Genomic DNA, 23,323 nt, shown 5'->3' with positions numbered 1-23,323 from the left:
ATCCAGATACACCGCATTCACTGGATTTACGACGGCTTCGCCGCCGAGCGGGAGCAAGCTCCCTCGCCACAGTGTCCACAGCTTTGCGCTACCGTATTTAAAAGATTGAGCAGCCTCGGCTGCTCTTTTGCTTTATGAGAGAACACCCATGACTGCCGCCGAAACCCGCATTCTAGAGCTGCGCGCCGAGCTCGATCAGCACAACTATCGCTACCATGTGCTGGATGAGCCGAGCATTCCGGACGCCGAATACGATCGCTTGTTCCATGAACTCAAGGCGCTCGAAGCGGCCCATCCCGAACTGATCACCAGCGACTCGCCGACCCAGCGCGTCGGCAGTGCGGCGCTGTCGGCGTTCACTCAGGTGCGTCATGAAGTGCCGATGCTCAGCCTTGGCAACGCCTTCGAAGAAACCGACATGCGCGAATTCGATCGCCGGGTGACGGAAGGTCTGGACTTGCCGGTCGGCGACCTGTTCGGTGGCGGCGCAGCGGTGGAGTACAGCTGCGAACCCAAGCTCGATGGCCTGGCGGTCAGCCTGCTGTATCAGGATGGCATGCTGGTGCGCGGCGCCACTCGCGGAGATGGCACCACGGGCGAAGACATCAGCGTCAACGTGCGCACCGTGCGCAATATCCCGCTCAAGCTGCATGGCAGCGGCTGGCCGGCGACCCTGGAAGTGCGCGGCGAAGTGTTCATGTCCAAGGCCGGTTTCGAGCGGCTCAACGCCACGCAACTGGAAATGGGCGGCAAGACCTTCGCCAACCCGCGGAACGCGGCGGCAGGTAGCTTGCGGCAGCTGGATTCAAAGATCACCGCCAACCGTCCGCTGGAATTCTGCTGCTACGGCATCGGCCAGGTTTCCGCCGATATCGCCGACACGCACATTGGCAATCTGCAGCAACTCAAAGCCTGGGGTATGCCGATCAGTCATGAATTGAAATCGGCTCGTGGCATCGATGAGTGCCTGGATTACTACCGCGACATCGGCGAACGCCGCAATGCGCTGCCCTATGAAATCGACGGTGTGGTGTTCAAAGTCAACAGCATTGCCTCCCAGCGCGAGTTGGGTTTCCGTGCCCGCGAACCGCGTTGGGCCATCGCGCATAAATTCCCGGCGATGGAAGAGCTCACCGAGTTGCTCGATGTGGAGTTTCAGGTCGGTCGCACCGGTGCCGTGACGCCGGTGGCACGCTTGAAACCGGTCAAGGTCGCCGGTGTTACCGTGGCCAATGCGACGTTGCACAACATGGATGAGGTCGCGCGGTTGGGGCTGATGATCGGCGACACCGTGATCATCCGTCGCGCCGGTGACGTGATTCCGCAAGTGGTGCAAGTGGTCATCGAGCGTCGTCCTGAGGATGCACGGCCGGTACAGATTCCCGAGCATTGCCCGGTCTGCGGTTCGCATGTCGAGCGTACGCAACTGGTCAAGCGCAGCAAGGGTCGCGAGACTGTCAGCGAAGGTGCGGTGTATCGCTGCGTCGGCCGTCTGGCCTGCGGTGCGCAACTCAAGCAGGCGATCATTCACTTCGTTTCACGCCGCGCCATGGACATCGAAGGGCTGGGCGAGAAGAGTGTCGAGCAACTGGTGGACGAAGGTCTGGTGAATTCGCCAGCCGATTTGTACGCATTGACCTTCGAACAAATCGTCGACCTCGAAGGCTTTGCCGAGCTGTCGAGCAAGAACCTGCTCGGCGCCATCGAAGACAGCAAGCGCCCGAGCCTGGCGCGGTTCATCTATGCCTTGGGTATCCCTGATGTCGGCGAAGAGACGGCCAAGGTGCTTGCACGGTCTCTCGGCTCGCTGGAGCGGGTTCAGCAGGCGTTGCCACAAGTGCTCACATACTTGCCGGATGTCGGGCTGGAAGTGGCTCACGAGATTCACAGCTTCTTTGAAGACCCACATAACCAGCAGGTGATCGCCAATCTGTTGAAGCACGGCCTGCAGATTCAGGATCAGGGAGCGTTGGCTGCCGAATTCGCTGCAAGCACCACGCTTGGCGGTTTTCTCGACAAGCTGAACATTCCTTCGGTCGGGCCGGGCGGGGCGCAGAAGCTTGCCGACAAATTCGGCTCGCTTGAAGCGGTGATGAATGCTGACTGGCTGGACATGCGCCAGGCGTTGCCGGAGAAGCAGGCGACCTCGGTGCGTGAGTTTTTTGCGGTCGCAGAAAACCGTCAGCTCGCCGAGTCCGCTGAAAAGCAGCTGCGCGATTTCGGCATGCATTGGCAGAGCGAGAAAAAAGTCGTCGAAGGATTGCCGCTGGCTGGGCAGACCTGGGTGCTGACCGGTTCGCTGGAACTGATGAGTCGCGACGTTGCCAAGGACAAACTTGAAAGCCTCGGGGCCAAGGTGGCCGGTTCGGTGTCGGCCAAGACCCATTGCGTGGTCGCCGGGCCGGGCGCAGGTTCGAAGCTGGCCAAGGCCAATGAGCTGGGGTTGAAAGTGTTGGATGAAGAGGCGTTTGTCGAGTTTCTTGGCAAGCACAATATTTCGGTTTAACTGATCGTTCCCACGCTCTGCGTGGTAACGCATCCCGTGACGCTCTGCGTCACAGCGGACGCGGAGCGTCCGGGGCGGCATTCCCACGCAGAGCGTGGGAACGATCATGTCTGAGCAATGATCTAGTCTTGGCAGTCCCCAAAGAGAGATCGCCATGTACCGCTTCTTCGAACAGCTCAGTTCACGCATCGCCGCGCCCTTCATGGGTGAGCGTTCGCGCAACAGCAAGGTCTGGCATTGTCGCTGCGGGCAGTCGCTGTTCTTTCGCAACAGCCAGTGCCTGGCCTGTTCGGCGGCACTGGGCTATCAGCCGCAGCAAAGTCGCTTGTCATCGCTGCAACCCGGCCCGCAAGCGGATACCTGGTTGCTCGATGCCGACCCTGACGCCGGTATTTTCCGCCGTTGCGCCAATCTCGATTCCCCGGCTGCGTGCAACTGGTTATTGCCGGCCAATCATCACGATGGGTTGTGCATCGCCTGTAGCCTGAATCGCACCATCCCCGACCTGTCGATTCCCGAGAATCACGAACGCTGGCGCAAAGTGGAAACCGCCAAGCGTCGTCTGGTGGCGCAGTTGCTCAGCCTGGGCTTGCAGGTCATTCCCAAAACGGTGGACGAAGGGGCTGGTCTGGCCTTCGATTTCATCGGTATCGACCTCGAAGGCAAGCCGCCGACCACCGGGCACGCCAACGGCCTGATCACCCTCGATATCAAAGAAGCCGACGACGCCCACCGCGAGCAGGTTCGCGTGCAGATGCACGAACCCTATCGCACGCTGCTCGGTCACTTTCGGCACGAGACAGGGCATTACTACTGGGACCGACTGATCGCCAACAGTGCCTGGCTGGAACCGTTCCGCGGCCTGTTCGGCGACGAGCGTGCCAGCTACGCCGAGGCCCTTGAACAGCATTATCAACAAGGTGCGCCGCTCGACTGGCAGCAACATTACGTCAGCGCCTACGCCACCATGCACCCTTGGGAAGACTGGGCGGAAACCTGGGCTCACTACCTGCACATGATGGATGCGGTGGACACCGCCCTGTGTTTTGGCATGAGTGCCCAGGAAATGGAGTTCGACTATCAGCCGTTTCCACCTAGCACGCTGTTTGATCCGCAGCACCCCGGCGGTCCGGCGTTCCTGTCGTTCGTCAATGCGTGGATCGAGCTGGCCGGCATGCTTAACGAGCTGTCACGCAGCATGGGGCAGCCGGATTTCTATCCGTTCGTCTTGCCGCCGGCGGTGATCGCCAGGCTGCACTTCATTCACCTGGTGATCCAGCAAGAGGGCGGCCGGGCGGATGAAGTGTTGGTGCAATAGGATCAAAGGATCGCGGCCTGGTCGCGATCTTTTGAAGGCCGGCGCATGTCCTTGAAGCAGCTCATGTTTTTTAATCCGCCCGAACGGTTGTAACTTCGTCTCAGATAGGTACAATGGCGCGGCTCGCCGTCAGGTGAGCGTCGTTATGGTGACCCCATCGGTCCCCCCGCAACGATTACCCGTGAACCTGGTCAGATCCGGAAGGAAGCAGCCACAGCGGGAACATTGTGTGCCGGGGTGTGGCTGGTGGGGTTGCCTCCATAACGCAACACGAACCCTCTCTCGTGTTTTCTATCTAAAAATACTGTTTTTCTTTACCTGCCATGGAGTTCATCCAGGGCGGCTTTTCGTCGTTTCCGAATGAAACAGCGGGATATATAAAAGGAGGCCGATCTGTCGCGTTCGACAGGTCGGCCTCCTTTTTTTATTTGTTAGCATCAAGGCTTGGACAAGGCCTGGTCAACCGCTGCGATCAGCTTTCCCAGATCCTTCGGGGTGGCTTTGTGTATGACGTTGAACAGGTACGCTCGCTGTTCATCCTCGTCGCCTAGATCTGCGAAAAAGGCTTTCAGCTTCACACCCAGCACGTCGGCAAGCAGGAACAATGCTTCCACGCTGGGGGTATAGGTGCCAGTTTCGAAGCGGCTGATGGTTTTGGGGTCAAAACCGGTTTTTTCGCCGAGTTCAGCCTGAGTAAGCCCTGCGACCTTGCGGTAGCGTCGGATGGCTGGACCCAAACTTGAAATTTGCATCGCTCAATTCCCATTTAGAATCAAGAACTTAACGATAGATTTTTGCATTAGGCAACTGCATGATCCATCACCTTGCTTTGCAAAATGTGATGCATTTCGTAGAATCGCCGCTTCGGAGGGGGTTTTGGTGATCTGCTGTCTGAAGTTTAGGCGATATGAAACAGCCAGCATTGTCTTCCCTTGCCGGGTGTGCAGAGAAGTCGTTGGCGGTCTGAAACCCTCGCGAAATGTTACCAGAGTCGGTGTTGCTACCTTGCCCGAGACTAGTTGATCTTCGGCGGTCCAGGGGCCATCAAATGCTGTTCATGGAGTGATAACGTGTCTCTGCGCTGTACGTCTCAAAACATCTCTTCCGGGCATCCTGCACTGGTCGAGCGGTACCTCCGCTAGCGACAGTGAGCCTCACTCATGGATGAGAAATACCGCAGGGCCGTGGATGCCGCCGCAATTTTTTCCGAGACTGATCTGAACGGCCGGATTACTTACGTCAACGATCAATTCTGCGTCGTGTCCGGCTACAGCCGCGAGGAATTGCTGGGGCAAAACCATCGCCTGCTGAACTCCGGCCTGCATTCCGCCGATTTCTTCGCTGCCATGTGGCGCACCATTGCTCTGGGCAATGTCTGGAAGGGCGAAATCTGTAATCGCGCCAAGGATGGCAGGTTGTATTGGGTCGACAGCACAATGGTGCCGGTGCTCGACGACACCACCGGGCTCGTTGACCGATACCTGTCGATTCGTTTCGACATCAGCGAAAAACGCCAATTGCTGCAATCCCTGCAATGGCGGGTCGGGCATGACGTGCTGACCGGGCTGCCCAATCGCGCGTTCCTGTCGGATTTGCTGGATCAGGCGCTGGAGTTTTCCCGGCAGGAAAACATTCCGCTGGCAGTGTGCATGCTTGACCTCGACGGGTTCAAAGCGGTCAACGACGGCTACGGTCACGCCAGTGGCGATATGTTGCTGGTGGAAGTGGCCAAGCGTCTGCGTGACATTGTGCGCGGCGAAGATGTGGTGGCGCGATTGGCCGGTGACGAGTTCGTGCTGGTGTTGCGTTACGTGCGTGATCTGCCGGAATTGCGCGCGGCGTTGAGTCGCGTGCTGGGGGCGATCTCGGCGCCTTACACATTGCACGGCAAGGACATCAATGTGTTTGCCAGTATCGGCGTCACCCTGTTTCCCCACGACAACGAAGATGCCGAAACCCTGCTGCGCCACGCCGACCAGGCAATGTATGTGGCCAAGCAGCGCGGGCGAAACCGCTTTCATCTGTTCGATGTGTCCCGGGATCAAGAGGTCAAGGCCACGCACCAGACCGTCGAGCGGGTGCGTCAGGCGCTGGTCGCCGGTGAATTTCGCCTGCACTTTCAGCCCAAGGTGAACATGCGTCGTGGCGAGGTCGTCGGTTTCGAGGCCTTGTTGCGTTGGCAGCACCCGCAAAACGGCATGGTGCCGCCCCGGGAGTTTTTGCCGCTGGTAGAGGATACTGACCTGATCATCGATATCGGCGAATGGGTGATGGACCAGGTGCTGGCGCAGTTGCACCGCTGGCAGCAAGTGGGGCAGGGCTGGCCGATCAGTATCAACATCGCGGCGCGACATTTTCAGCGCGCGGATTTCGTCGACCGGCTCAGACAGGTACTCGCTCGGCATGCTCAGGTTGCCCCGCGGATGCTCGACCTGGAAATCGTCGAGTCGGTGGCGATCGAGAATATCCAGCATGTCAGCGCCTGTTTGCAGGCCTGTCAGGCGTTGGGGGTGCAGTTTTCCCTGGGGGATTTCGGCACCGGTTATTCGTCCCTGAGTTATCTCAAGCGTTTACGCACCCAGACTATCAAGATCGACAAGTCATTTGTGCGTGACATTCTGAATGATCGGGATGACCTGGCCCTGACCACGGCGGTGATTGGCCTGGCCCGCGCATTCGGTCGGCAGGTGATTGCCGAGGGGCTGGAAAGCCTTGAGCACGGTGAGTTGTTGTTGCGGCTGGGGTGCGAAGTCGCTCAAGGCTATTTCATCGCCCGTCCGATGCCGCCCTCCGAGGTGCCGGCCTGGGTGGCGGGGTTTGTCGCCCCGTCGCAATGGCAGGCACTCGATCAAATAGCCTGACTCGCTCTATATGGCAGCCTTCGGCAGCTGCTACGGGGTCGGGTTACCGGTATAGAGCCGGATGATGTCATTGATCTCCCCCGACGTTTTCATTTGCTGCAACGTACGCAAAATGCGTTGTACCGGCACTTTGGGGTCATTGCGCATGTAACAACTGATAGGCTGTTCCTGCACCAGCGCGACACTTTTCAGTTGCTGGTCGGGCAGCAGGCGCTGGTTGAACCAGTCCAGGGTCCATTGGTTGCTCACCGCGTAGCGATAGCGTCCAGCCAGCAGTTTTTCCAGCACCTGTTCCTGATTGCGTGCGTCCTCGCGGTGCAGCCGGTCGGCGTCGAACAGCGGTTGCAGGGTCGGGTAGCTATAGCCGAGCACGGTGCCGATCGACTGTCGTGGCAGGTCCGCTGGATTGACAGAGTCGGGTGGGCCTTGCCGGCCAATCAGCATGTCGCGCTGAACCAGCAGCGGAACGCTCCAGATATAGTCGCCGGACGGGGTCGACAACCAGTCTTGTGAGACGAAACAGCGCACATCGGCTTCGCCGTGCTCCATGGCGTTCTGTACTCGCGGCCGAGGCAACACGTGAAATTGCGCCGGCGCGCCGACCTGAGTCGCCAGGCTAAGCATGATGTCGTGCAGAATGCCCTGGGTCGGCCGGTCGCGCTCGATTTGCACCAAGGGCATGGCCCAGCTGTCCGGCACGACAAAGCGCAACGGCACTTCGGCGGCCGCGACGCTCAGGCTGACGAATAGCAGTGCCCCCAAGGCAAAGTGCATAAATGCTCCGGTACGGCTCAAGCCTGAGCTGATAAAAGCTCCTCAAAGTGCAGCTTAGCCAGAATAGACGAGCGCACCGGATGCAATTTTGGCCTTGCTCCGCTAGCATTAGCCGCTTCTGCTTCCTTCGCTGCGACGGTTTTCGATGAGTTATCAGGTTCTTGCACGTAAATGGCGTCCGCGCTCGTTCCGCGAAATGGTCGGCCAGACCCATGTGCTCAAGGCTCTGATCAATGCCTTGGACAGCCAGCGGCTGCACCACGCCTACCTGTTTACCGGTACCCGCGGGGTCGGCAAGACCACCATCGCGCGGATCATCGCCAAATGCCTGAATTGTGAAACAGGTATCACTTCGACGCCTTGTGGCGAGTGCTCGGTGTGCCGCGAAATCGATGAAGGCCGCTTCGTCGACCTGATCGAGATCGACGCCGCGAGCCGGACCAAGGTCGAAGACACCCGCGAACTGCTCGACAACGTGCAGTACGCGCCGAGCCGCGGGCGCTTCAAGGTCTACCTGATCGACGAAGTGCACATGCTTTCCAGCCATTCCTTCAATGCGCTGTTGAAAACCCTCGAAGAGCCGCCTCCCTACGTCAAGTTCATCCTGGCTACCACCGATCCGCAGAAACTTCCTGCAACGATTCTCTCGCGGTGCCTGCAGTTCTCCCTGAAGAACATGACCCCTGAGCGGGTGGTCGAGCATCTGAGCCATGTGCTGAGCGTCGAGAACGTGCCGTTCGAAGACGATGCGCTGTGGCTGCTGGGTCGCGCCGCCGACGGTTCGATGCGCGATGCCATGAGCCTGACCGACCAGGCCATCGCCTTCGGTGAAGGCAAGGTTCTGGCCGCCGACGTGCGGGCGATGCTCGGCACCCTCGATCACGGCCAGGTCTACGACGTCCTGCATGCGCTGATCGAAGGCGACGCCAAGGCGTTGCTCGAAGCCGTGCGCCATCTGGCCGAGCAAGGCCCGGACTGGAACGGCGTGCTCTCGGAAATTCTCAACGTGTTGCACCGTGTTGCCATCGCCCAGGCCCTGCCTGAAGGTGTCGACAACGGTCATGGCGACCGTGATCGCGTATTGGCACTGGCCCAGGCACTGCCGGCCGAAGATGTGCAGTTCTATTACCAGATGGGCCTGATCGGTCGCCGGGATTTGCCGCTGGCGCCGGATCCGCGCGGCGGTTTCGAAATGGTCCTGCTGCGAATGCTCGCATTCCGGCCAGCAGACACCGAGGACGCTCCGAGGCAACCGCTAAAGCCAGTGGGGATCAGCCAGGCCACAGTTGATTCCGCAAACTCAGTGGCTGCCGCGCCGATTGTTGCGCCGGTAGTCGCTGCGGCCGTGGTACCGGTTCCGGTGGCGCCCGTGGTTGCACCAGCACCCGCGCCTGTCCCGGCCGTTGCGCCTGAACCTGTTGCGCTGGTGGCGGTGCCTGAGCCCGAGCCCGTGGTCGAGCCTGTAGCGGTCGAAGAAGTCGTCGATCTGCCCTGGAACGATCCGGTAGAGCCCGAGGTTGTCCAGCAGCCCGCCGTCGAGCCAATGCTGGAGACGGCCGGCGAACAACCCGAATTACCACCGATGCCCATGCCGACGCCGGACAGCGTGGTGCCGGATGCGCCTGAGTGGGCCGCTGCGCCGATTCCGGAACCGTCCGTGGCCGAAGTCGATGCCGCCACGCCAGGCATCGACCTGGATGACGAGCCGCCGCTGGACGAGGATTACATCGAGCCGGACATGGATTCGGCCTACAGCTACCTCGACGATCTGGCCAGTGAGCACACCGCCGAACCTGCGGCGCAGCCCGAGCCTGAACCGGCCGCGATGCCGGCCACCGGCCTGGCCCTGCAATGGCTGGAGTTGTTCCCGAAATTGCCGGTGTCCGGCATGACCGGCAGCATCGCCGCCAACTGCACGCTGATCGCCGTCGATGGCGACAATTGGCTGTTGCATCTGGACCCGGCTCACAGCGCCCTGTTCAACGCGACGCAACAACGTCGCCTCAACGATGCGCTGAACCAGCACCACGGGCGCACGCTGACCCTGAGCATCGAGCTGATCAAGCCTGAGCAGGAAACCCCGGCCCAGGCAGCGTCCCGGCGTCGTGCCGACCGTCAGCGCGAGGCCGAGGAGTCGATCCATGGCGATCCGTTCATCCAGCAAATGATGCAGCAGTTCGGGGCGGTGGTCCGTCACGATACTATTGAACCTGTCGAGGCCCTGGTCAGTCAGGGCTAATAACTGAAGGCGCTTGGCCGCACTCGCCGGGCGCTGTTTTTATCCAAGTACTTTTGAGGTGATTCCCATGATGAAAGGTGGCATGGCCGGCCTGATGAAGCAGGCGCAGCAGATGCAGGAAAAAATGGCCAAGATGCAGGAAGAGCTGGCCAACGCCGAAGTCACCGGTAAGGCCGGTGGCGATATGGTCACCGTGGTAATGACCGGTCGTCACGACGTCAAGCGCGTGACCATCGACCCAAGCCTGGTCGAAGGCCTGAGCGAAGACGACAAAGAGATGCTGGAGGCTGTATTCGCCGCCGCCGTCAACGATGCTGTGCGCAAGATCGAAGCCAACAGCCAGGAAAAAATGGGCAGCATGACCGCTGGCATGCAACTGCCACCGGGTATGAAATTGCCATTCTGATTCGCCAACGCGCGTCGGATGGGTTAAAAAAATGCCAGGCATCGCGCCTGGCATTTTTGTTTCCGGCTGGTTTTTGCCAACCCCTGTGGCGAGGGAGCTTGCTCCCGTTGGACTGCGCAGCAGTCCCCCTCTTTTCAGGTAGAGAGTGGGGCCGCTACGCGCCCCAGCGGGAGCAAGCTCCCTCGCCACAGTGAAAAGTAGAAACATCGAACGCGCCATCCCCACAACGGTCTGCTCCCTATACCGCCGAAATTCATCGATCAAGGAGACGCTCACATGCCACAAGCATTGACCCTCAACCAACGAATCGTCCTGGTGTCTCGCCCGGTGGGAGCGCCGACACCGGAGAATTTCCGCCTGGAACGGGTAGCGTTGCCGGATCTGGCCGACGGTCAGGTGCTGCTCAAGACGCTGTATCTGTCGCTGGATCCCTACATGCGCGGTCGTATGAGTGACGCGCCGTCCTACGCGGCACCGGTAGAAATCGGCGAAGTAATGACCGGTGGGGCTGTCAGTCGTGTCGAGCGTTCGCTGAATCCGAAATTCCAGGAGGGCGATCTGGTGGTCGGCGCCACGGGATGGCAGAGCCACAGCATCAGCGACGGGCGCAACATCATTCCGCTCCCGTCCGGGCTGCCAAGTCCATCGATGGCGCTGGGGGTGTTGGGCATGCCCGGCATGACCGCCTACATGGGGCTGATGGACATTGGCCAACCCAAAGAGGGCGAAACCCTGGTAGTGGCGGCCGCTTCCGGCGCGGTGGGTTCGGTGGTCGGCCAGGTGGCGAAGCTCAAAGGCCTGCGGGTGGTCGGCGTGGCCGGTGGTGCTGAAAAATGTCGCTACGTGGTCGAGGAGTTGGGCTTCGATGCCTGCATCGACCACAAGCGCCCGGACTTCGCCGACGAATTGGCGCTGGCCTGCTTCAAAGGCGTCGACATCTACTTTGAAAACGTTGGTGGCAAGGTGTTCGATGCGGTGTTGCCGCTGCTCAACCCCAAGGCGCGGATTCCTCTTTGTGGTCTGATCGCTTCCTACAATGCCCATGAAGCCCCGAGCGGGCCGGATCGCTTGCCACAATTGCAGCGCACGCTGCTGACCAAGCGCGTGCGGATTCAGGGGTTTATTGTGTTCGACGACTACGGCGACCGTCAGCCAGAGTTCATCAGCGCCATGGCGCCTTGGGTGCGTGACGGCAAGGTGAAATTCCGTGAAGACGTGGTCGACGGCCTGGAGAACGCGCCCGAGGCATTTATTGGCCTGCTGGAAGGACGCAACTTTGGCAAACTGGTGGTGCGGGTGGCGCCGACTGAGTAATTGGCGCTGCTATTTGACGCTAAACAGAGGCGCGGGTATAAACCGCGTCTCGTTGTTATGTCGGACTTTTTCCCCATGAGCTTCAGCCCTTTGATTCGCCAACTGATCGATACCCTGCGAATTTTGCCGGGTGTGGGTCAGAAAACTGCCCAGCGCATGGCGTTGCAACTGCTTGAGCGCGATCGCAGCGGCGGTTCGCGACTGGCCCAGGCGCTGAGCCAGGCCATGGAAGGGGTGGGCCACTGCCGTTTGTGCCGCACGCTGACCGAAGACGATCTGTGCCCGCAATGCGCCGATTTACGCCGCGACGACACCTTGCTGTGTGTGGTGGAAGGTCCGATGGACGTTTACGCCGTGGAGCAGACCGGTTTTCGCGGTCGCTACTTCGTGCTCAAGGGCCACTTGTCGCCTCTGGACGGGTTGGGGCCGGAAGCCATCGGCATTCCACAACTGATGGCGCGGATCGAAGAGGCGGGCACGTTTACCGAAGTCATCCTCGCCACCAACCCGACGGTGGAAGGCGAGGCCACGGCGCATTACATCGCCCAGTTGCTCAGCAACAAGGGCCTGATTGCCTCGCGCATTGCCCACGGCGTGCCGTTGGGTGGCGAGCTGGAACTGGTGGATGGCGGGACATTGGCGCATTCGTTTGCCGGGCGTAAGCCGATTTCGCTGTAACGGTGCTGTCTGGGCTGACGCCTTCCAGGCGCTGCCTTACTTATCGCTCAACGCAAACTGCGTCAGACAGAAAGTCGCAATCCCCATGTCTTCCAGCCGTTGCGAACCACCCAGTTCCGGCAAGTCAATGATCGCCGCGGCTTCATGCACCCGCGCGCCCATGCGCCGAACCAGGTTGGCCGCCGCAATCAGCGTGCCGCCGGTGGCGATCAGGTCATCGAACAGCACCACCGAATCCCCCTCGCACAGGCTGTCGGCGTGGACTTCGAGGAAGGCTTCGCCGTATTCGGTCGCGTAACCTTCGGCCAGCACGTCGGCAGGCAATTTGCCCTGCTTGCGGAACAACACCAATGGCTTGTTCAGCTGATACGCCAATATCGAACCGATCAGGAACCCGCGCGCGTCCATGGCGCCGATGTGGGTGAAGTCGGCCTCGACGTAGCGATGGGCGAAGCTGTCCATCACCAGGCGCAGGGCTGTGGGCGACTGGAACAGCGGGGTGATGTCGCGAAAGATCACGCCCGGCTTGGGGAAGTCGATCACGGGGCGGATCAGTGATTTGATGTCGAAGGAGTCGATGACCATCGTCGAAGTGTCCTGGCGGGCTGCAAACGTCGCAGTATAACGGTGGCTGAACCGTTTCGCTCAGCCACCGTCAACAGGGTCAGCCTTCGATCGAGCCACCGGCCAGGGCGCAGAGCTGGATCGGGTCGAGGATGTGCACTTCCTTGCCCTCGGCGGCGATCAGTTCGTTTTGCTGGAAGCGGGTGAACACCCGGGACACGGTTTCCACCGCCAGGCCCAGGTAATTACCGATTTCGTTGCGCGACATGCTCAGCCGGAACTGGTTGGCCGAGAAGCCTCGGGCGCGGAAACGGGCCGACAGGTTGACCAGGAAGGTGGCGATGCGCTCGTCGGCGGTTTTCTTCGACAGCAGCAACATCATTTGCTGATCGTCACGAATCTCGCGGCTCATCACGCGCATCAACTGACGGCGCAGTTGTGGCAGTTGCAGGGCCAGTTCGTCGAGGCGCTCGAACGGGATCTCGCACACCGAAGTGGTTTCCAGGGCTTGCGCCGAGACCGGATGCTTTTCGGTGTCCATGCCCGACAGACCGACCAATTCACTCGGCAAATGGAAACCGGTGAGTTGTTCTTCGCCGCCATCGCTCAGGCTGAAGGTCTTCAGGGCGCCGGAGCGTACTGCATAAACGGAATCGAACGTGTCGCCCTGGCGAAACAGGAATTCGCCTTTTTTCAGCGGGCGACCACGTTTGACGATATCGTCCAGCGCATCCATGTCTTCCAGATTCAGAGAAAGTGGCAGGCAGAGAGGGGCCAGGCTGCAATCCTTACAATGGGCCTGGTTATGAGCGCGCAGCTTTACTGGCTCGGACATTTCTTTAATCCTTGTGGGAAAACACGCATAAGACGTAAGGGTACCCCACGGGAGGACATTCGGACCAGCCTGCGACAATTTAACCGCAAGGCATTAGATCACTCGTGAAAAGCGCTGGCGATTGGTGTGTTCCAGGTATGCATCGAACACCATGCACACCGAGCGCACCAGCAGTCGGCCTGCGGGGAGTACGGTGATCCGTTCATTGTCGAGCTCGATCAACCCGTCCTTGGCCATGTCCTGCAGCTGTGGCCAGAGTTCGCCGAAGTAACCGCGAAAGTCGATGTTGAAGGCCTGCTCGATTTCCGCGAATTCCAGGTTGAAATGGCAAATCAGTTGCTGAATCACCGCTCTGCGCAAGCGATCGTCGGCATTGCACAGCAGGCCACGGGCGGTGGCCAGTTGCGCGGACGCCAAAGCGTTCTGGTACTGGGTCAGGTCGCTGCTGTTCTGGCAGTACAGGTCGCCGATCTGGCTGATGGCCGATACCCCCAGACCGATCAGATCGCAATGACCGTGGGTGGTGTAGCCCTGGAAGTTGCGTTGCAAGGTCGACTCTTCCTGGGCAATCGCCAGTTCATCATCGGGCAGGGCGAAGTGGTCCATGCCGATGTAGCGGTAACCGGCGGCCGTCAGTTGTTCGATGGTGCGCTGGAGCATTTCCAGCTTCTGCGCCGGTTCCGGTAGATCGTTGCTGTTGATCCGCCGTTGCGGCATGAAGCGCTCTGGCAGATGGGCGTAGTTGAACACCGAGAGCCGGTCCGGTTGCAGGTTGATGACTTCGTCGACGGTGCGGGCGAAGTTCTCGGGCGTCTGCTTGGGCAGGCCGTAGATCAGATCGATGTTGATCGAGCGATATTGCAGAGTCCGGGCGGCGTCGATCACCGCGCGGGTTTCTTCCAGGCTTTGCAGGCGATTGACCGCCCGCTGTACCGCCGGGTCAAGGTCTTGCAGGCCGATGCTGACCCGGTTGAAGCCCAGTTCCCGGAGCAGGCCCATGGTCGACCAGTCGGCCTCGCGCGGGTCGATCTCGATGCCGTAGTCGCCGGAATCGTCGTCCAGCAGATTGAAATGCTTGCGCAGCCGGGCCATCAGCTGACGCAGTTCATCGTGGCTGAGAAAGGTCGGTGTGCCGCCGCCGAAATGCAGTTGCTCGACTTTTTGCATGGGGTCGAGGTGGCAGGCGATCAGCTGGATTTCCTGTTCCAGGCGCTGCAAATAGGGCAGGGCGCGGCCTCGGTCCTTGGTGATGACTTTGTTGCAGGCGCAGTAGTAGCAGATGTTCGCGCAGAACGGCACGTGCACATACAGGGATAACGGCCGCAGCGCCTTGCGGCTGTCGCGCAGGGCATGAAACAGGTCGAAGGTGCCGACCTGGCTGTCGAATTGCACGGCCGTCGGATACGAGGTGTAGCGCGGCCCCGCCAGGTCGTAACGGCGGATCAGATCTGTGTCCCAACGAATGGCGTCGAGCATGCGGGCATTCCCCCGGATAGGCTGGCAGTGTCGGCGAGTCTAGGGGGGGCGGCGTTGCGGCATCTTGATTTGCATCAACGGTGATTGGCGATAGCGATAGTTTTTGTGGCGAGGGGGCTAATGCCCCATGAGCCAATGCTGATGCGGCCCCGGCAAGGTCCAGATGCCGAACACCATCACCAACAAGCCGCCGGTCATGCGCACGCTGCGTTTACGCAACAACGCCGTGACCCGCTCGGCGGCCAGGCCTGTGGCGAGCAGCACCGGCCAGGTGCCCAACCCGAACGCCAGCATCAGCAACGCACTGTCCAGCGCATTACCCTGACTCGCCGACCACAGCAATGTGCTGTAAACCAGCCCGCACGGCAGCCAGCCCCACAGCGCGCCGAGCAGCAAGGCGCGGGGCAGGTTCGACACTGGCAACAGTGTGTTGGCCACCGGCTGGATATGCCGCCACAGGCCGCGACCGAGGCTTTCGATGCGGGTCAAGCCGCTCCACCAACCGGCCAGGTACAGCCCCATGGCGATCAGCAGCAATCCGGCGAGGATGCGCATGAACATCGCCGCCGGGCTATTGGCCACGGCCCAGCCAGCCAGGCCGATCAGCAGGCCGGCCGCGGCGTAGCTGAGAATCCGCCCCAGGTTGTAGGCCAGCAACAAGCGCAAGCGTCGGCTGCGCTGTTCCTTGGGGATCGCCAGGGTCAACGCGCCCATCAAACCGCCGCACATGCCCAGGCAATGGCCGCCACCGAGCAGGCCGAGGATCAGCGCAGAGACCAACAGTGGCGCCAACTCAAGCATGGGGTGGCGCCTTGTCGTCGGGTTTGGCCGGGTGGCCGCTGGCCTCGTCGACCGCTGCCGTGTGCTTCGGGTCCTGGTCGTCGAACAGGATGCTGTGGGCCGGGCCGTCGAGGTCGTCGTACTGACCGCTGTCGACCGCCCAGAAGAAGATGTAGATAGCGATGGCCACGATCAGCAGCGCGGCCGGGATCATCACGTAGAGAGCTGGCATCTGGACTCCATGCCCGCGCGGCTCAGGCCGGCAGCGGGCGGGTTTCTGGCGTGGCGCTGGTGGCTGGCGCGCTCGGCAGGCGAGTCAGGCGCAAAGCATTCAACACCACGGTCAACGAACTGATGGACATGCCGACCGCGGCCCACACCGGAGTGATCCAGCCGAGGGCGGCGAATGGCAACATGAGGCCATTGTACAGCGCTGCCCACAGCAAGTTCTCGATGATGACCCGACGGGTGCGACGGGCCAGGCTGAAGGCTTGCACCAGCGCGTCGAGGCGGTTCGACAGCAACACCGCGTCGGCACTGGTTTTTGCCAGATCGGTGGCCGAGCCCATCGCCACGCTGATGTCGGCGGCGGCCAGCACCGGCACGTCGTTGACCCCGTCACCGAGCATCAACACCTTGCGGCCTTCCAGGTGCAGTTGTTTCAGCACCTGCAATTTATCGTCCGGACGCAAACCGCCACGGGCCTCGTCGATGCCCAGTTCGGCGGCGACGCTGGCGACCATCGGCGAGCTGTCGCCGGACAGCAGCAAGGTGCGCCAGCCGCGAGCCTTGCAGGCCGCCAGCAGAGCGGGGGCGTCGGCGCGTAAACGGTCGTCGAGGACGAACCACGCCAGTGGTCCCTGGCTGTCGCCGAGCAGCAGCCATTGGCCAGGTTCATCGGGCATCATCGGCACTTGAGCACCGCTGAGCTCGCAGACAAAACCCGGTTGGCCAATGCGCAGGCGTTGCGCGCCGACCAAGCCTTCAAGGCCCAGGCCCGGCATGCTGTGGACCTCTTCGGCGGCCAGCGGCGCGCGGCCAAAAGCCCGGGCGATCGGGTGTTCGGAACGGTTTTCCAGGGCGGCGGCGAGGCTCAGGCATTGATCGCTCGCCAGTGCCCCAAGCGGCCGGATCGAACGCAAGGCCAGCCGACCTTCGGTGAGGGTGCCGGTTTTGTCGAAAATCACCGTGTCGATCTGGTTCAGGCCTTCCAGTACATGGCCGCGCGTCAGCAAAAGCCCCAGTTTGTGCAGCGTGCCGGTGGCGGCGGTGAGGGCGGTCGGCGTGGCCAGGGACAAGGCGCACGGGCAGGTCGCAACCAGCATCGCCAGGACAATCCAGAACGCTCGCGATGAATCCAGCTCCCACCAGAGCAGGCCGATGGCGGCCACTGCGATAAGCGTCAGTAGCAAGAACCATTGCGCGGCGCGGTCGGCGATTTCCGCCAGCCGTGGCTTTTCGGCCTGGGCGCGATCCAGCAGGCGGACGATGGCCGACAGGCGCGTGTCCTGACCCAGCGCCAGGACCTCCACGGTCAACGCACCCTCGACGTTCAAGGTGCCAGCGGTGACAGCGTCGCCCAGGGTTCGTGGCTGCGGCAGGTATTCGCCGGTGAGCAGGGATTCGTCAATGCTCGACTGACCGTCGAGGATCTTGCCGTCGGCCGGCAGGATCGCGCCGGGGTGCACCAGCACCTGATCGCCCACGCGTAACTCGCTGAGCAGAATCCGCTCGCTCTGGCCGTCGGCACTCAGCCGCAGGCAGGAGGCGGGCAACAGATTGACCAGTTGTGCGGTCGCGGCGGCGGTTCGTTCCCGGGCGCGGCGTTCCAGGTAGCGCCCAGCCAGCAGGAACAGCGCAAACATTCCCACCGCATCGAAATACAGCTCGCCGACCCCGGTGATCGAGGTCCAGATCCCGGCGATATAGGCACTGCCAATTGCCAGTGACACCGAGACGTCCATCGTCAGGTGCCGGGTGCGCAGATCGCGCATCGCCCCTTTGAAGAACGGCGCACAGCTGTAGAACACGATCGGCGTGGTGAGAAACAACGCGACCCAACGCAAGATGGTGTGCAGTTCGGGGCTGAGGTCAATGTTGAATTCCGGCCAGGTGGCCATGGTCGCCATCATCGCCTGGAACCACAGCAACCCGGCGACCCCGAGTTGGCGCAGGGCCAGACGGTTTTCGCTGGCCAGTTGTTCGCTGGCACGGTCGGCCTGATAAGGGTGAGCGGCGTAACCGATGTGGCGCAATTCGCTGAGCACCTGGCTCAACGGCAATTGCGCGTCGGCCCAGCGCACGTGCAGGCGATGGTTGGACAGGTTCAGGCGTGCTTCGGCCACCGCCGGCAGGCTGCGAAGATGCTTTTCGATCAGCCAGCCGCAGGCGGCGCAGCTGATGCCTTCCATCAACAGGGTGGTTTCGGCGAGTTCGCCTTCGTGACGGACAAAGGGTTGCTGCACGTCGGCGCGATCATACAGCGCCAACTCGTCGACCAACTGCACCGGCAAGGCTTCGGGGTTGGCCGAGGCTTCGCTGCGATGCTGGTAATAACTTTCCAGCCCACCGGCCACGATGGCCTCGGCCACCGCCTGGCAACCCGGGCAGCAGAATTCGCGGGTATCCCCGAGGACAGCGGCGGTGAAGCGGCTACCGGCCGGGACGGGCAGTGCGCAGTGGTAGCAGGGGGTTGGACTGGTCATGTTTGTTGCCATGAAAACCATTGTGGCAGGCCCAAAGGCCTCTGTGGCGAGGGGGCTTGCCCCCGTTGGACCGCGCAGCGGTCCCAAAGACAGTCAGCGCGAACTTCTCGATAGATCGAGTAGACAACTTGCGGCTGCTGCGCAACCGAACGCGGGCAAGCCCGCTCGCCACAGGAGATCGTTGTGACTATTTCTTCAGGTCTTCGGCACCTTGCAACGGCTCATCACCGAGCAACAGATCCTTGGCATGGCTGACCTGTTCTTCTTCGAACATTCGCCAGGTCTTGTCATCCTGCACACCCAGCAATTCGACGAAGCGGCGGCCTTCGACCTTGTCGCTCAACTGGCCAATGTAGCGGCCCTGTTCAGTTTCGCTGCGGGCCAGGGTGATCTTGCGATCCTTCTCCGGCTGGGTCGGCGAAATCAGATTCAGCTCAAGGGTTTTCGGTTGGCTGTTGCCGCTCAGGCGCAGGTCGACTTCGCCGGTCAGCTCATCCAGGTGCACGCTGGCTCGCAGTTGCAGGGTCTGGGCCAGCAGTTCACGGTCCAGGGAGCGGTTGATGCCTTTGCCGGCCTCGTAATAGTTGTCGTTGACCAGGTTGTCCGGGTTGTTCACCGCGATGGTCACCATCGACAGGGTCAAGGTCACCGAGCAGGCCAGGATGGCGATGATGATCCACGGCCAAAGGTGCTTGTACCAAGGACTTGCGGCAGTTGCTGCGGGCATGATCACTTCTCTCAACGAATTTGTGGGCCGATGAATCGGCTCTTGGCTTCAACGTGGACGCTGGCGTCATCGGCATCCTTGAGGATGAACTTCACCTCGTTGGTGCTCGACGGCAGTTGCTCCGGCGAGCTGGACAACTCGACCGGCTGGCTGAAAATTTCCCCGGCGGCGACTTTGATCTCGCGCTTGCCTTGCAGCTTGAGGTCCGGCAGGCCGGTGGCTTCGAGCACGTAGGTGTGGTCGCGCTGGTCCTTGTTCATGATCTTCAGGCTGTAGACGTTTTCGATCCGGCCTTCGGCGTTCTCACGGTACAGCACGCGGTCTTTGCTGACATCGAAACCGACCAGCGAGCGCATGAAGAACGCAGTCACCAGCAACGCGATCATGGTCAGCAACACCAGGGCGTAGCCGATCAGGCGAGGGCGCAGTTTATGGGTTTTTTGCCCCGACAGGTTGTGCTCAGTGGTGTAGCTGATCAGGCCGCGCGGGTAATCCATCTTGTCCATGATGCTGTCGCAGGCGTCGATGCAGGCCGCACAGCCGATGCATTCGATTTGCAGGCCGTCGCGGATGTCGATGCCGGTGGGGCAGACCTGGACGCACATGGTGCAGTCGATGCAATCGCCCAGGCCCTGAGCCTTGTAGTCGATGCCTTTCTTGCGCGGGCCACGGCTTTCGCCACGGCGCGGGTCGTAGGAGACGATCAGCGTGTCCTTGTCGAACATCACGCTCTGGAAGCGGGCGTACGGGCACATGTAAATGCACACCTGTTCGCGTAGCCAGCCGGCGTTGCCGTAGGTGGCGAGGGTGAAGAAACCGACCCAGAAATACGACCAGCCATCGGCTTCACCGGTGAAGAAGTCGATCACCAGTTCACGAATCGGCGAGAAGTAGCCGACGAAGGTCATGCCAGTCACGAAGCCGATCAGCAGCCACATCGTGTGCTTGCTGAATTTGCGCAGGAATTTGTTGGCGCTCATCGGCGCCTTGTCGAGCTTGATGCGCTGGTTGCGGTCGCCTTCGGTGACCTTTTCGCACCACATGAAGATCCAGGTCCAGACGCTTTGCGGGCAGGTGTAGCCGCACCAGACCCGACCGGCATACACGGTAATGAAGAACAGGCCGAAGGCGCTGATGATCAGAATGCCTGAGAGCAGGATGAAATCCTGGGGCCAGAAGGTCGCGCCAAAAATGAAGAACTTACGCTCCGGCAGGTTCCACCAGACGGCCTGATGACCGCCCCAGCTCAGCCACACCGTGCCGAAATACAGCAGAAACAGTGCGGCACCACCCGTCATCCGCAGGTTGCGGAACAGACCGGTGAAGGCGCGGGTGTAGATCTTTTCTCGAGAGGCGTAGAGGTCGACGCTGTTGTTCGCGTTCTTGGCGGGTGGAGTGACGTCGTGTACCGGAATCTGATTGCTCATCATTGCATCCCACGGCAGTGGAAAAATGCCTCGGTCAGTACGTGCCGACCGCGGTCAAAAAGAGGTGTTGCAGTGGCGCAATGATACGCCTGTAGCTCTAACTCAAGGGTGCGACCTTTGGTCACGTTGGTGGAAATCAACTGACAGTGTAATGACTTGAATCAATTGGCTTGTGAATTATGGACGGTTTTGTGGGGGCGGCGAGCTCATTCGAGCGCTACGGTGGCATCGACCGGCAAAATCCTGGCATCGAAGGCGGTATGACGCGGTGGCGCTTCAGCCGGGTGCGCATTACATTCCCTGTACGGGATTCCTATGCTGCTGGCGAAAGCATCGACGTCAGTTGTTATAAGCAAGTCGGAAATATATTAACTGAATTGCCCGCTGTTTGATGTTTGCGGTTTTCTATTTTCTGGAATAAGTTGTTCTGGCATGCCGTTGTTATATAGCGGCGTGCCTATCTAATATTACGGAAATGGAATTCTATGAACATTGTAAAAGGTGCGAAGTTATTCGCATGCATGTGGATCCTGTCGCTGGCATCTGTCGCACATTCAAATGAAGGTGCACCTATTCATATGGTCTTCGCGTCTGATCCGCAGTATCCGTGGACGGATAAAACGGACAGTGAGGAATATGAACCTGACAGCGAGTTTGAACAGCGTGCCAAATGGCTGGTGGAGACCCAGTTCGCGAGTATTGCGGATTTCAGAAGCAAGATGGGCGGGCACTCGCAGGTGCCATTGATGATCAACGGTGACATGACGGCGTTTGGTCATGGTTGGCAGCGTTCGTATATCAATTCGACGCTGCAGAAGTACTTTAATAAAGACTATCTGTACGGCTTGGGTAATCATGACTATCAGAACAATGTCGATGATTGTTTTACTAATAGTTGTGCGGCGGGCAGTATTGTCGAATATCAAGAGCATCATGCCGGCAAGGTAGATGATTTCGATTTGAAGATTACGGGCTTTTTGTTCAATAAGATGTATTCGGGCAGTCTTGCCTATTCCAAAAATATAGGGGAGGTTCATCTGGTCCAGCTTAATAATGAGCCGACTTACGCAACCAAAATTTCCCATCCCCTGAATCCTACAACTTTTAACATTACCGCTGCGCTGGATTGGCTTGAAAATGATTTACGAGTCGCCCGGGCCCAAGGTTACGCGATCATTATCAACATGCATAAACCCTATGACTGGCAGGGTGACTGGGGTCAGGAAAGTCGTTTCAGGGACATGATCGCAAAATATGAAGTGACGGCCATATTCGCCGGTCATCTTCATGAAAACGGCGGTTCCATGTCCTATAGGGGGAATGTGCCCGTTTTCCTCAGTGGCAGCGCTTCCCAGGAGACCTATCTGATTGCCAGTTTTTCCGCGGATCGCAAGCAACTGCAGGTCGATCTGGTCGAAAACAACCAGTGGCATAACCGCAAGCTTGTAGCGAAAGTGCCGGTGAAATCAATTTTCACCAGTCGCCCATGAAAAAGGCCCCGCCAGATCACTGGCGGGGCCTTTTTTGTTGCATCGAGCGTTTGCCTTACTGGGCGTCTGCCACCGGCGCTTTCTCACCGTGAGAGAGGCTGTAGACGTAAGCGGCCAGCAGGTGAACCTTGTCGTTGCCTTGCAGCTGTTCCTGCGCAGGCATCTGGCCCTGACGGCCGTAACGGATGGTCTGCTGCAGTTGAGCGAAGCTCGAACCGTAGATGAACGCTGCCGGGTGAGTCAGGTTAGGGGCGCCCATGGCCGGGGTGCCTTTGCCTTCCGGACCGTGGCAAGCCACGCAGTTGGCAGCGAACAGCTTCTGGCCGGCAACCGGGTCAGCCTTGGCGCCCTCCGGCAGTTTGCGGCCATCGAGGCTGGTCAGCACGTAAGCGGCAACGTCGCTGACGCCTTGTTCGCCGATCACTTCGGCCCAGGCCGGCATCACGGCGTGACGGCCGCCCATGATGGTGGTCTTGATGGTTGCCGCTTCACCGCCCCAGCGCCAGTCGGCGTCGGTCAGGTTAGGGAAGCCATAAGCGCCTTTGGCGTCGGAACCGTGGCAGACCGAGCAGTTGGAGGCGAACAGGCGGCCACCCATCTTCAGGGCTTGCGGGTCCTTGGCGACTTCTTCGATTGGCATGGAAGCGAACTTGGCGAAGATCGGGCCGAACTTGGCGTCCGACCTGGCCATTTCCTTTTCCCACTCGTGGACGCCGGTCCAGCCGGTCTGGCCGTTGGCGAACGCGGTCTGCTTCTCGTTATCCAGGTAGTTGTAACCTGGCAACAGGCCTTTCCAGTTACCCAGGCCCGGGTACAGGACCAGATAGCCAAGGGCGAAGATGATGGTGCCCACGAACAGCATGAACCACCATTTCGGCAGTGGGTTGTCGTACTCCTCGATCCCGTCGAAGGAGTGGCCGACCGTCTCGTCGGTCTGCTCGGCGCGCTGGCCCTTGCGGGTGGACAGCAGCAGCCAGGTCAGGGCGAAGATGGTGCCGAGACTGAGGACTGTGACGTACAGACTCCAGAACGTAGTCATTCTTTGTTACTCCTAGAAGCTTGCTCGACGTGCTTGATGGCTTCGGGATCATCCGCGAAAGGCAGCAAGGTCGCGTCTTCAAACTCCGACTTGCGCTTGGGGCTGAATACCCACAACGCCAGACCGATGAAGGCCACCATCACAACAACGGTGCCCAGGCCACGAATCATCCCGATATCCATCT

The 23,323-nt window shown here is 60.3% G+C and carries 20 protein-coding genes, 1 other RNA gene and 1 pseudogene; 10 read left to right on the top strand and 12 right to left on the bottom strand.

The window, feature by feature from the left end:
- The first annotated feature begins 148 nt into the window (after positions 1-148).
- The 3 genes from ligA to ffs all read left to right on the top strand — a co-directional run bounded on the left by ligA (position 149) and on the right by ffs (position 4,076).
- Positions 149-2,506 (top strand): NAD-dependent DNA ligase LigA, encoded by a 2,358-nt coding sequence (gene ligA / locus AC07V0_RS10350; RefSeq protein WP_086945129.1) that lies wholly within the window; start codon positions 149-151, stop codon positions 2,504-2,506.
- Between the two features lie 154 nt (positions 2,507-2,660).
- Positions 2,661-3,824 (top strand): zinc-binding metallopeptidase family protein, encoded by a 1,164-nt coding sequence (locus tag AC07V0_RS10345; RefSeq protein WP_018925285.1) that lies wholly within the window; start codon positions 2,661-2,663, stop codon positions 3,822-3,824.
- 155 nt (positions 3,825-3,979) lie between these two features.
- Positions 3,980-4,076: signal recognition particle sRNA small type (gene ffs, locus AC07V0_RS10340), an RNA gene on the top strand.
- A gap of 185 nt (positions 4,077-4,261) precedes the next feature.
- Here ffs and AC07V0_RS10335 read toward each other — a convergent pair.
- Positions 4,262-4,576, bottom strand: a complete 315-nt coding sequence (locus tag AC07V0_RS10335) for a helix-turn-helix domain-containing protein (protein WP_018925286.1) — start codon at positions 4,574-4,576, stop codon at positions 4,262-4,264.
- A gap of 408 nt (positions 4,577-4,984) precedes the next feature.
- On the opposite strand from AC07V0_RS10335, the gene AC07V0_RS10330 reads away from it, so the two are divergent.
- The gene (locus tag AC07V0_RS10330) at positions 4,985-6,685 is read left to right on the top strand and encodes a putative bifunctional diguanylate cyclase/phosphodiesterase (RefSeq protein WP_064619141.1); all 1,701 of its coding nucleotides are present in this window, start codon (positions 4,985-4,987) and stop codon (positions 6,683-6,685) included.
- A gap of 30 nt (positions 6,686-6,715) precedes the next feature.
- Here the strand turns inward: AC07V0_RS10330 and AC07V0_RS10325 are convergent, their stop codons facing one another.
- Positions 6,716-7,459, bottom strand: a complete 744-nt coding sequence (locus AC07V0_RS10325) for a substrate-binding periplasmic protein (protein ID WP_018925288.1) — start codon at positions 7,457-7,459, stop codon at positions 6,716-6,718.
- A gap of 145 nt (positions 7,460-7,604) precedes the next feature.
- On the opposite strand from AC07V0_RS10325, the gene dnaX reads away from it, so the two are divergent.
- From dnaX to recR, 5 genes and pseudogenes are all read left to right on the top strand, one after another.
- Positions 7,605-9,698, top strand: coding sequence for a DNA polymerase III subunit gamma/tau (gene dnaX, locus AC07V0_RS10320; RefSeq protein WP_086945128.1), 2,094 nt, complete (start codon positions 7,605-7,607; stop codon positions 9,696-9,698).
- A 67-nt stretch (positions 9,699-9,765) separates the two neighbouring features.
- A complete protein-coding gene (locus AC07V0_RS10315; RefSeq protein ID WP_018925290.1) occupies positions 9,766-10,104 on the top strand; it encodes a YbaB/EbfC family nucleoid-associated protein in 339 nt (112 codons plus the stop codon).
- 251 nt (positions 10,105-10,355) lie between these two features.
- A pseudogene (locus AC07V0_RS10310) lies at positions 10,356-10,445 on the top strand (hypothetical protein); the annotation flags it as partial.
- Complete coding sequence (gene curA / locus AC07V0_RS10305) at positions 10,411-11,418, top strand: NADPH-dependent curcumin/dihydrocurcumin reductase (RefSeq protein ID WP_492573949.1); 1,008 nt, start codon at positions 10,411-10,413, stop codon at positions 11,416-11,418. The pseudogene AC07V0_RS10310 and the gene curA, both read left to right, overlap by 35 nt.
- Before the next feature lie 75 nt (positions 11,419-11,493).
- Positions 11,494-12,096 (top strand): recombination mediator RecR, encoded by a 603-nt coding sequence (recR, locus tag AC07V0_RS10300; protein ID WP_086945127.1) that lies wholly within the window; start codon positions 11,494-11,496, stop codon positions 12,094-12,096.
- Between the two features lie 36 nt (positions 12,097-12,132).
- On the opposite strand, the gene AC07V0_RS10295 is transcribed toward recR, so the two are convergent.
- The 8 genes from AC07V0_RS10295 to ccoG form a co-directional block, all read right to left on the bottom strand.
- Entirely contained in the window at positions 12,133-12,681 is a 549-nt protein-coding gene (locus tag AC07V0_RS10295; RefSeq protein ID WP_086945126.1) for an adenine phosphoribosyltransferase, read from the bottom strand.
- A 79-nt stretch (positions 12,682-12,760) separates the two neighbouring features.
- Positions 12,761-13,495: a fumarate/nitrate reduction transcriptional regulator Fnr gene (fnr, locus tag AC07V0_RS10290; RefSeq protein WP_018925294.1), complete on the bottom strand. Its 735-nt coding sequence runs from the start codon at positions 13,493-13,495 to the stop codon at positions 12,761-12,763.
- Positions 13,496-13,588: 93 nt separating this feature from the next.
- A complete protein-coding gene (hemN, locus tag AC07V0_RS10285; protein WP_018925295.1) occupies positions 13,589-14,971 on the bottom strand; it encodes an oxygen-independent coproporphyrinogen III oxidase in 1,383 nt (460 codons plus the stop codon).
- A 117-nt stretch (positions 14,972-15,088) separates the two neighbouring features.
- Positions 15,089-15,772 (bottom strand): sulfite exporter TauE/SafE family protein, encoded by a 684-nt coding sequence (locus tag AC07V0_RS10280; RefSeq protein WP_018925296.1) that lies wholly within the window; start codon positions 15,770-15,772, stop codon positions 15,089-15,091.
- Positions 15,765-15,983 carry a cbb3-type cytochrome oxidase assembly protein CcoS gene (ccoS, locus tag AC07V0_RS10275; RefSeq protein WP_007933363.1) on the bottom strand — a complete coding sequence of 73 codons (219 nt, stop codon included), beginning with the start codon at positions 15,981-15,983 and terminating at the stop codon, positions 15,765-15,767. Before ccoS ends, AC07V0_RS10280 begins: the two co-directional genes overlap by 8 nt.
- Before the next feature lie 22 nt (positions 15,984-16,005).
- Positions 16,006-18,456 carry a heavy metal translocating P-type ATPase gene (locus AC07V0_RS10270; RefSeq protein ID WP_495019553.1) on the bottom strand — a complete coding sequence of 817 codons (2,451 nt, stop codon included), beginning with the start codon at positions 18,454-18,456 and terminating at the stop codon, positions 16,006-16,008.
- Positions 18,457-18,643: 187 nt separating this feature from the next.
- On the bottom strand, positions 18,644-19,183 hold the full coding sequence (locus tag AC07V0_RS10265; protein ID WP_018925298.1) for a FixH family protein: 540 nt from the start codon (positions 19,181-19,183) through the stop codon (positions 18,644-18,646).
- 11 nt (positions 19,184-19,194) lie between these two features.
- Positions 19,195-20,610 carry a cytochrome c oxidase accessory protein CcoG gene (gene ccoG / locus AC07V0_RS10260; RefSeq protein ID WP_007933370.1) on the bottom strand — a complete coding sequence of 472 codons (1,416 nt, stop codon included), beginning with the start codon at positions 20,608-20,610 and terminating at the stop codon, positions 19,195-19,197.
- Positions 20,611-21,095: 485 nt separating this feature from the next.
- Here ccoG and AC07V0_RS10255 point away from each other — a divergent pair, with 485 nt between their 5' ends.
- The gene (locus AC07V0_RS10255; protein WP_086945124.1) at positions 21,096-22,100 is read left to right on the top strand and encodes a metallophosphoesterase family protein; all 1,005 of its coding nucleotides are present in this window, start codon (positions 21,096-21,098) and stop codon (positions 22,098-22,100) included.
- A gap of 55 nt (positions 22,101-22,155) precedes the next feature.
- On the opposite strand, the gene ccoP is transcribed toward AC07V0_RS10255, so the two are convergent.
- Both ccoP and AC07V0_RS10245 read right to left on the bottom strand, forming a co-directional pair.
- The gene (gene ccoP / locus AC07V0_RS10250) at positions 22,156-23,139 is read right to left on the bottom strand and encodes a cytochrome-c oxidase, cbb3-type subunit III (protein ID WP_018925300.1); all 984 of its coding nucleotides are present in this window, start codon (positions 23,137-23,139) and stop codon (positions 22,156-22,158) included.
- Positions 23,136-23,321: a CcoQ/FixQ family Cbb3-type cytochrome c oxidase assembly chaperone gene (locus AC07V0_RS10245; protein ID WP_003175465.1), complete on the bottom strand. Its 186-nt coding sequence runs from the start codon at positions 23,319-23,321 to the stop codon at positions 23,136-23,138. The genes ccoP and AC07V0_RS10245 overlap by 4 nt, the downstream gene beginning before the upstream one ends.
- Positions 23,322-23,323: the final 2 nt, after the last annotated feature.

This window comes from Pseudomonas sp. GW821-FHT01E10, from assembly GCF_059422365.1.
Note: the sequence above shows the minus strand (reverse complement) of the source record. Positions and strands in the feature narration are given on the sequence as shown.

Excerpts from the sequence above, each read along its gene's own strand:
- ligA (WP_086945129.1), top strand. The coding sequence starts at position 149 with ATGACTGCCGCCGAAACCCGCATTCTAGAGCTGCGCGCCGAGCTCGAT.
- AC07V0_RS10345 (WP_018925285.1), top strand. The coding sequence starts at position 2,661 with ATGTACCGCTTCTTCGAACAGCTCAGTTCACGCATCGCCGCGCCCTTC.
- AC07V0_RS10335 (WP_018925286.1), bottom strand. The coding sequence starts at position 4,576 with ATGCAAATTTCAAGTTTGGGTCCAGCCATCCGACGCTACCGCAAGGTC.
- AC07V0_RS10330 (WP_064619141.1), top strand. The coding sequence starts at position 4,985 with ATGGATGAGAAATACCGCAGGGCCGTGGATGCCGCCGCAATTTTTTCC.
- AC07V0_RS10325 (WP_018925288.1), bottom strand. The coding sequence starts at position 7,459 with ATGCACTTTGCCTTGGGGGCACTGCTATTCGTCAGCCTGAGCGTCGCG.
- dnaX (WP_086945128.1), top strand. The coding sequence starts at position 7,605 with ATGAGTTATCAGGTTCTTGCACGTAAATGGCGTCCGCGCTCGTTCCGC.
- AC07V0_RS10315 (WP_018925290.1), top strand. The coding sequence starts at position 9,766 with ATGATGAAAGGTGGCATGGCCGGCCTGATGAAGCAGGCGCAGCAGATG.
- recR (WP_086945127.1), top strand. The coding sequence starts at position 11,494 with ATGAGCTTCAGCCCTTTGATTCGCCAACTGATCGATACCCTGCGAATT.
- AC07V0_RS10295 (WP_086945126.1), bottom strand. The coding sequence starts at position 12,681 with ATGGTCATCGACTCCTTCGACATCAAATCACTGATCCGCCCCGTGATC.
- fnr (WP_018925294.1), bottom strand. The coding sequence starts at position 13,495 with ATGTCCGAGCCAGTAAAGCTGCGCGCTCATAACCAGGCCCATTGTAAG.
- hemN (WP_018925295.1), bottom strand. The coding sequence starts at position 14,971 with ATGCTCGACGCCATTCGTTGGGACACAGATCTGATCCGCCGTTACGAC.
- AC07V0_RS10280 (WP_018925296.1), bottom strand. The coding sequence starts at position 15,772 with ATGCTTGAGTTGGCGCCACTGTTGGTCTCTGCGCTGATCCTCGGCCTG.
- ccoS (WP_007933363.1), bottom strand. The coding sequence starts at position 15,983 with ATGCCAGCTCTCTACGTGATGATCCCGGCCGCGCTGCTGATCGTGGCC.
- AC07V0_RS10270 (WP_495019553.1), bottom strand. The coding sequence starts at position 18,456 with ATGACCAGTCCAACCCCCTGCTACCACTGCGCACTGCCCGTCCCGGCC.
- AC07V0_RS10265 (WP_018925298.1), bottom strand. The coding sequence starts at position 19,183 with ATGCCCGCAGCAACTGCCGCAAGTCCTTGGTACAAGCACCTTTGGCCG.
- ccoG (WP_007933370.1), bottom strand. The coding sequence starts at position 20,610 with ATGAGCAATCAGATTCCGGTACACGACGTCACTCCACCCGCCAAGAAC.
- AC07V0_RS10255 (WP_086945124.1), top strand. The coding sequence starts at position 21,096 with ATGAACATTGTAAAAGGTGCGAAGTTATTCGCATGCATGTGGATCCTG.
- ccoP (WP_018925300.1), bottom strand. The coding sequence starts at position 23,139 with ATGACTACGTTCTGGAGTCTGTACGTCACAGTCCTCAGTCTCGGCACC.
- AC07V0_RS10245 (WP_003175465.1), bottom strand. The coding sequence starts at position 23,321 with ATGGATATCGGGATGATTCGTGGCCTGGGCACCGTTGTTGTGATGGTG.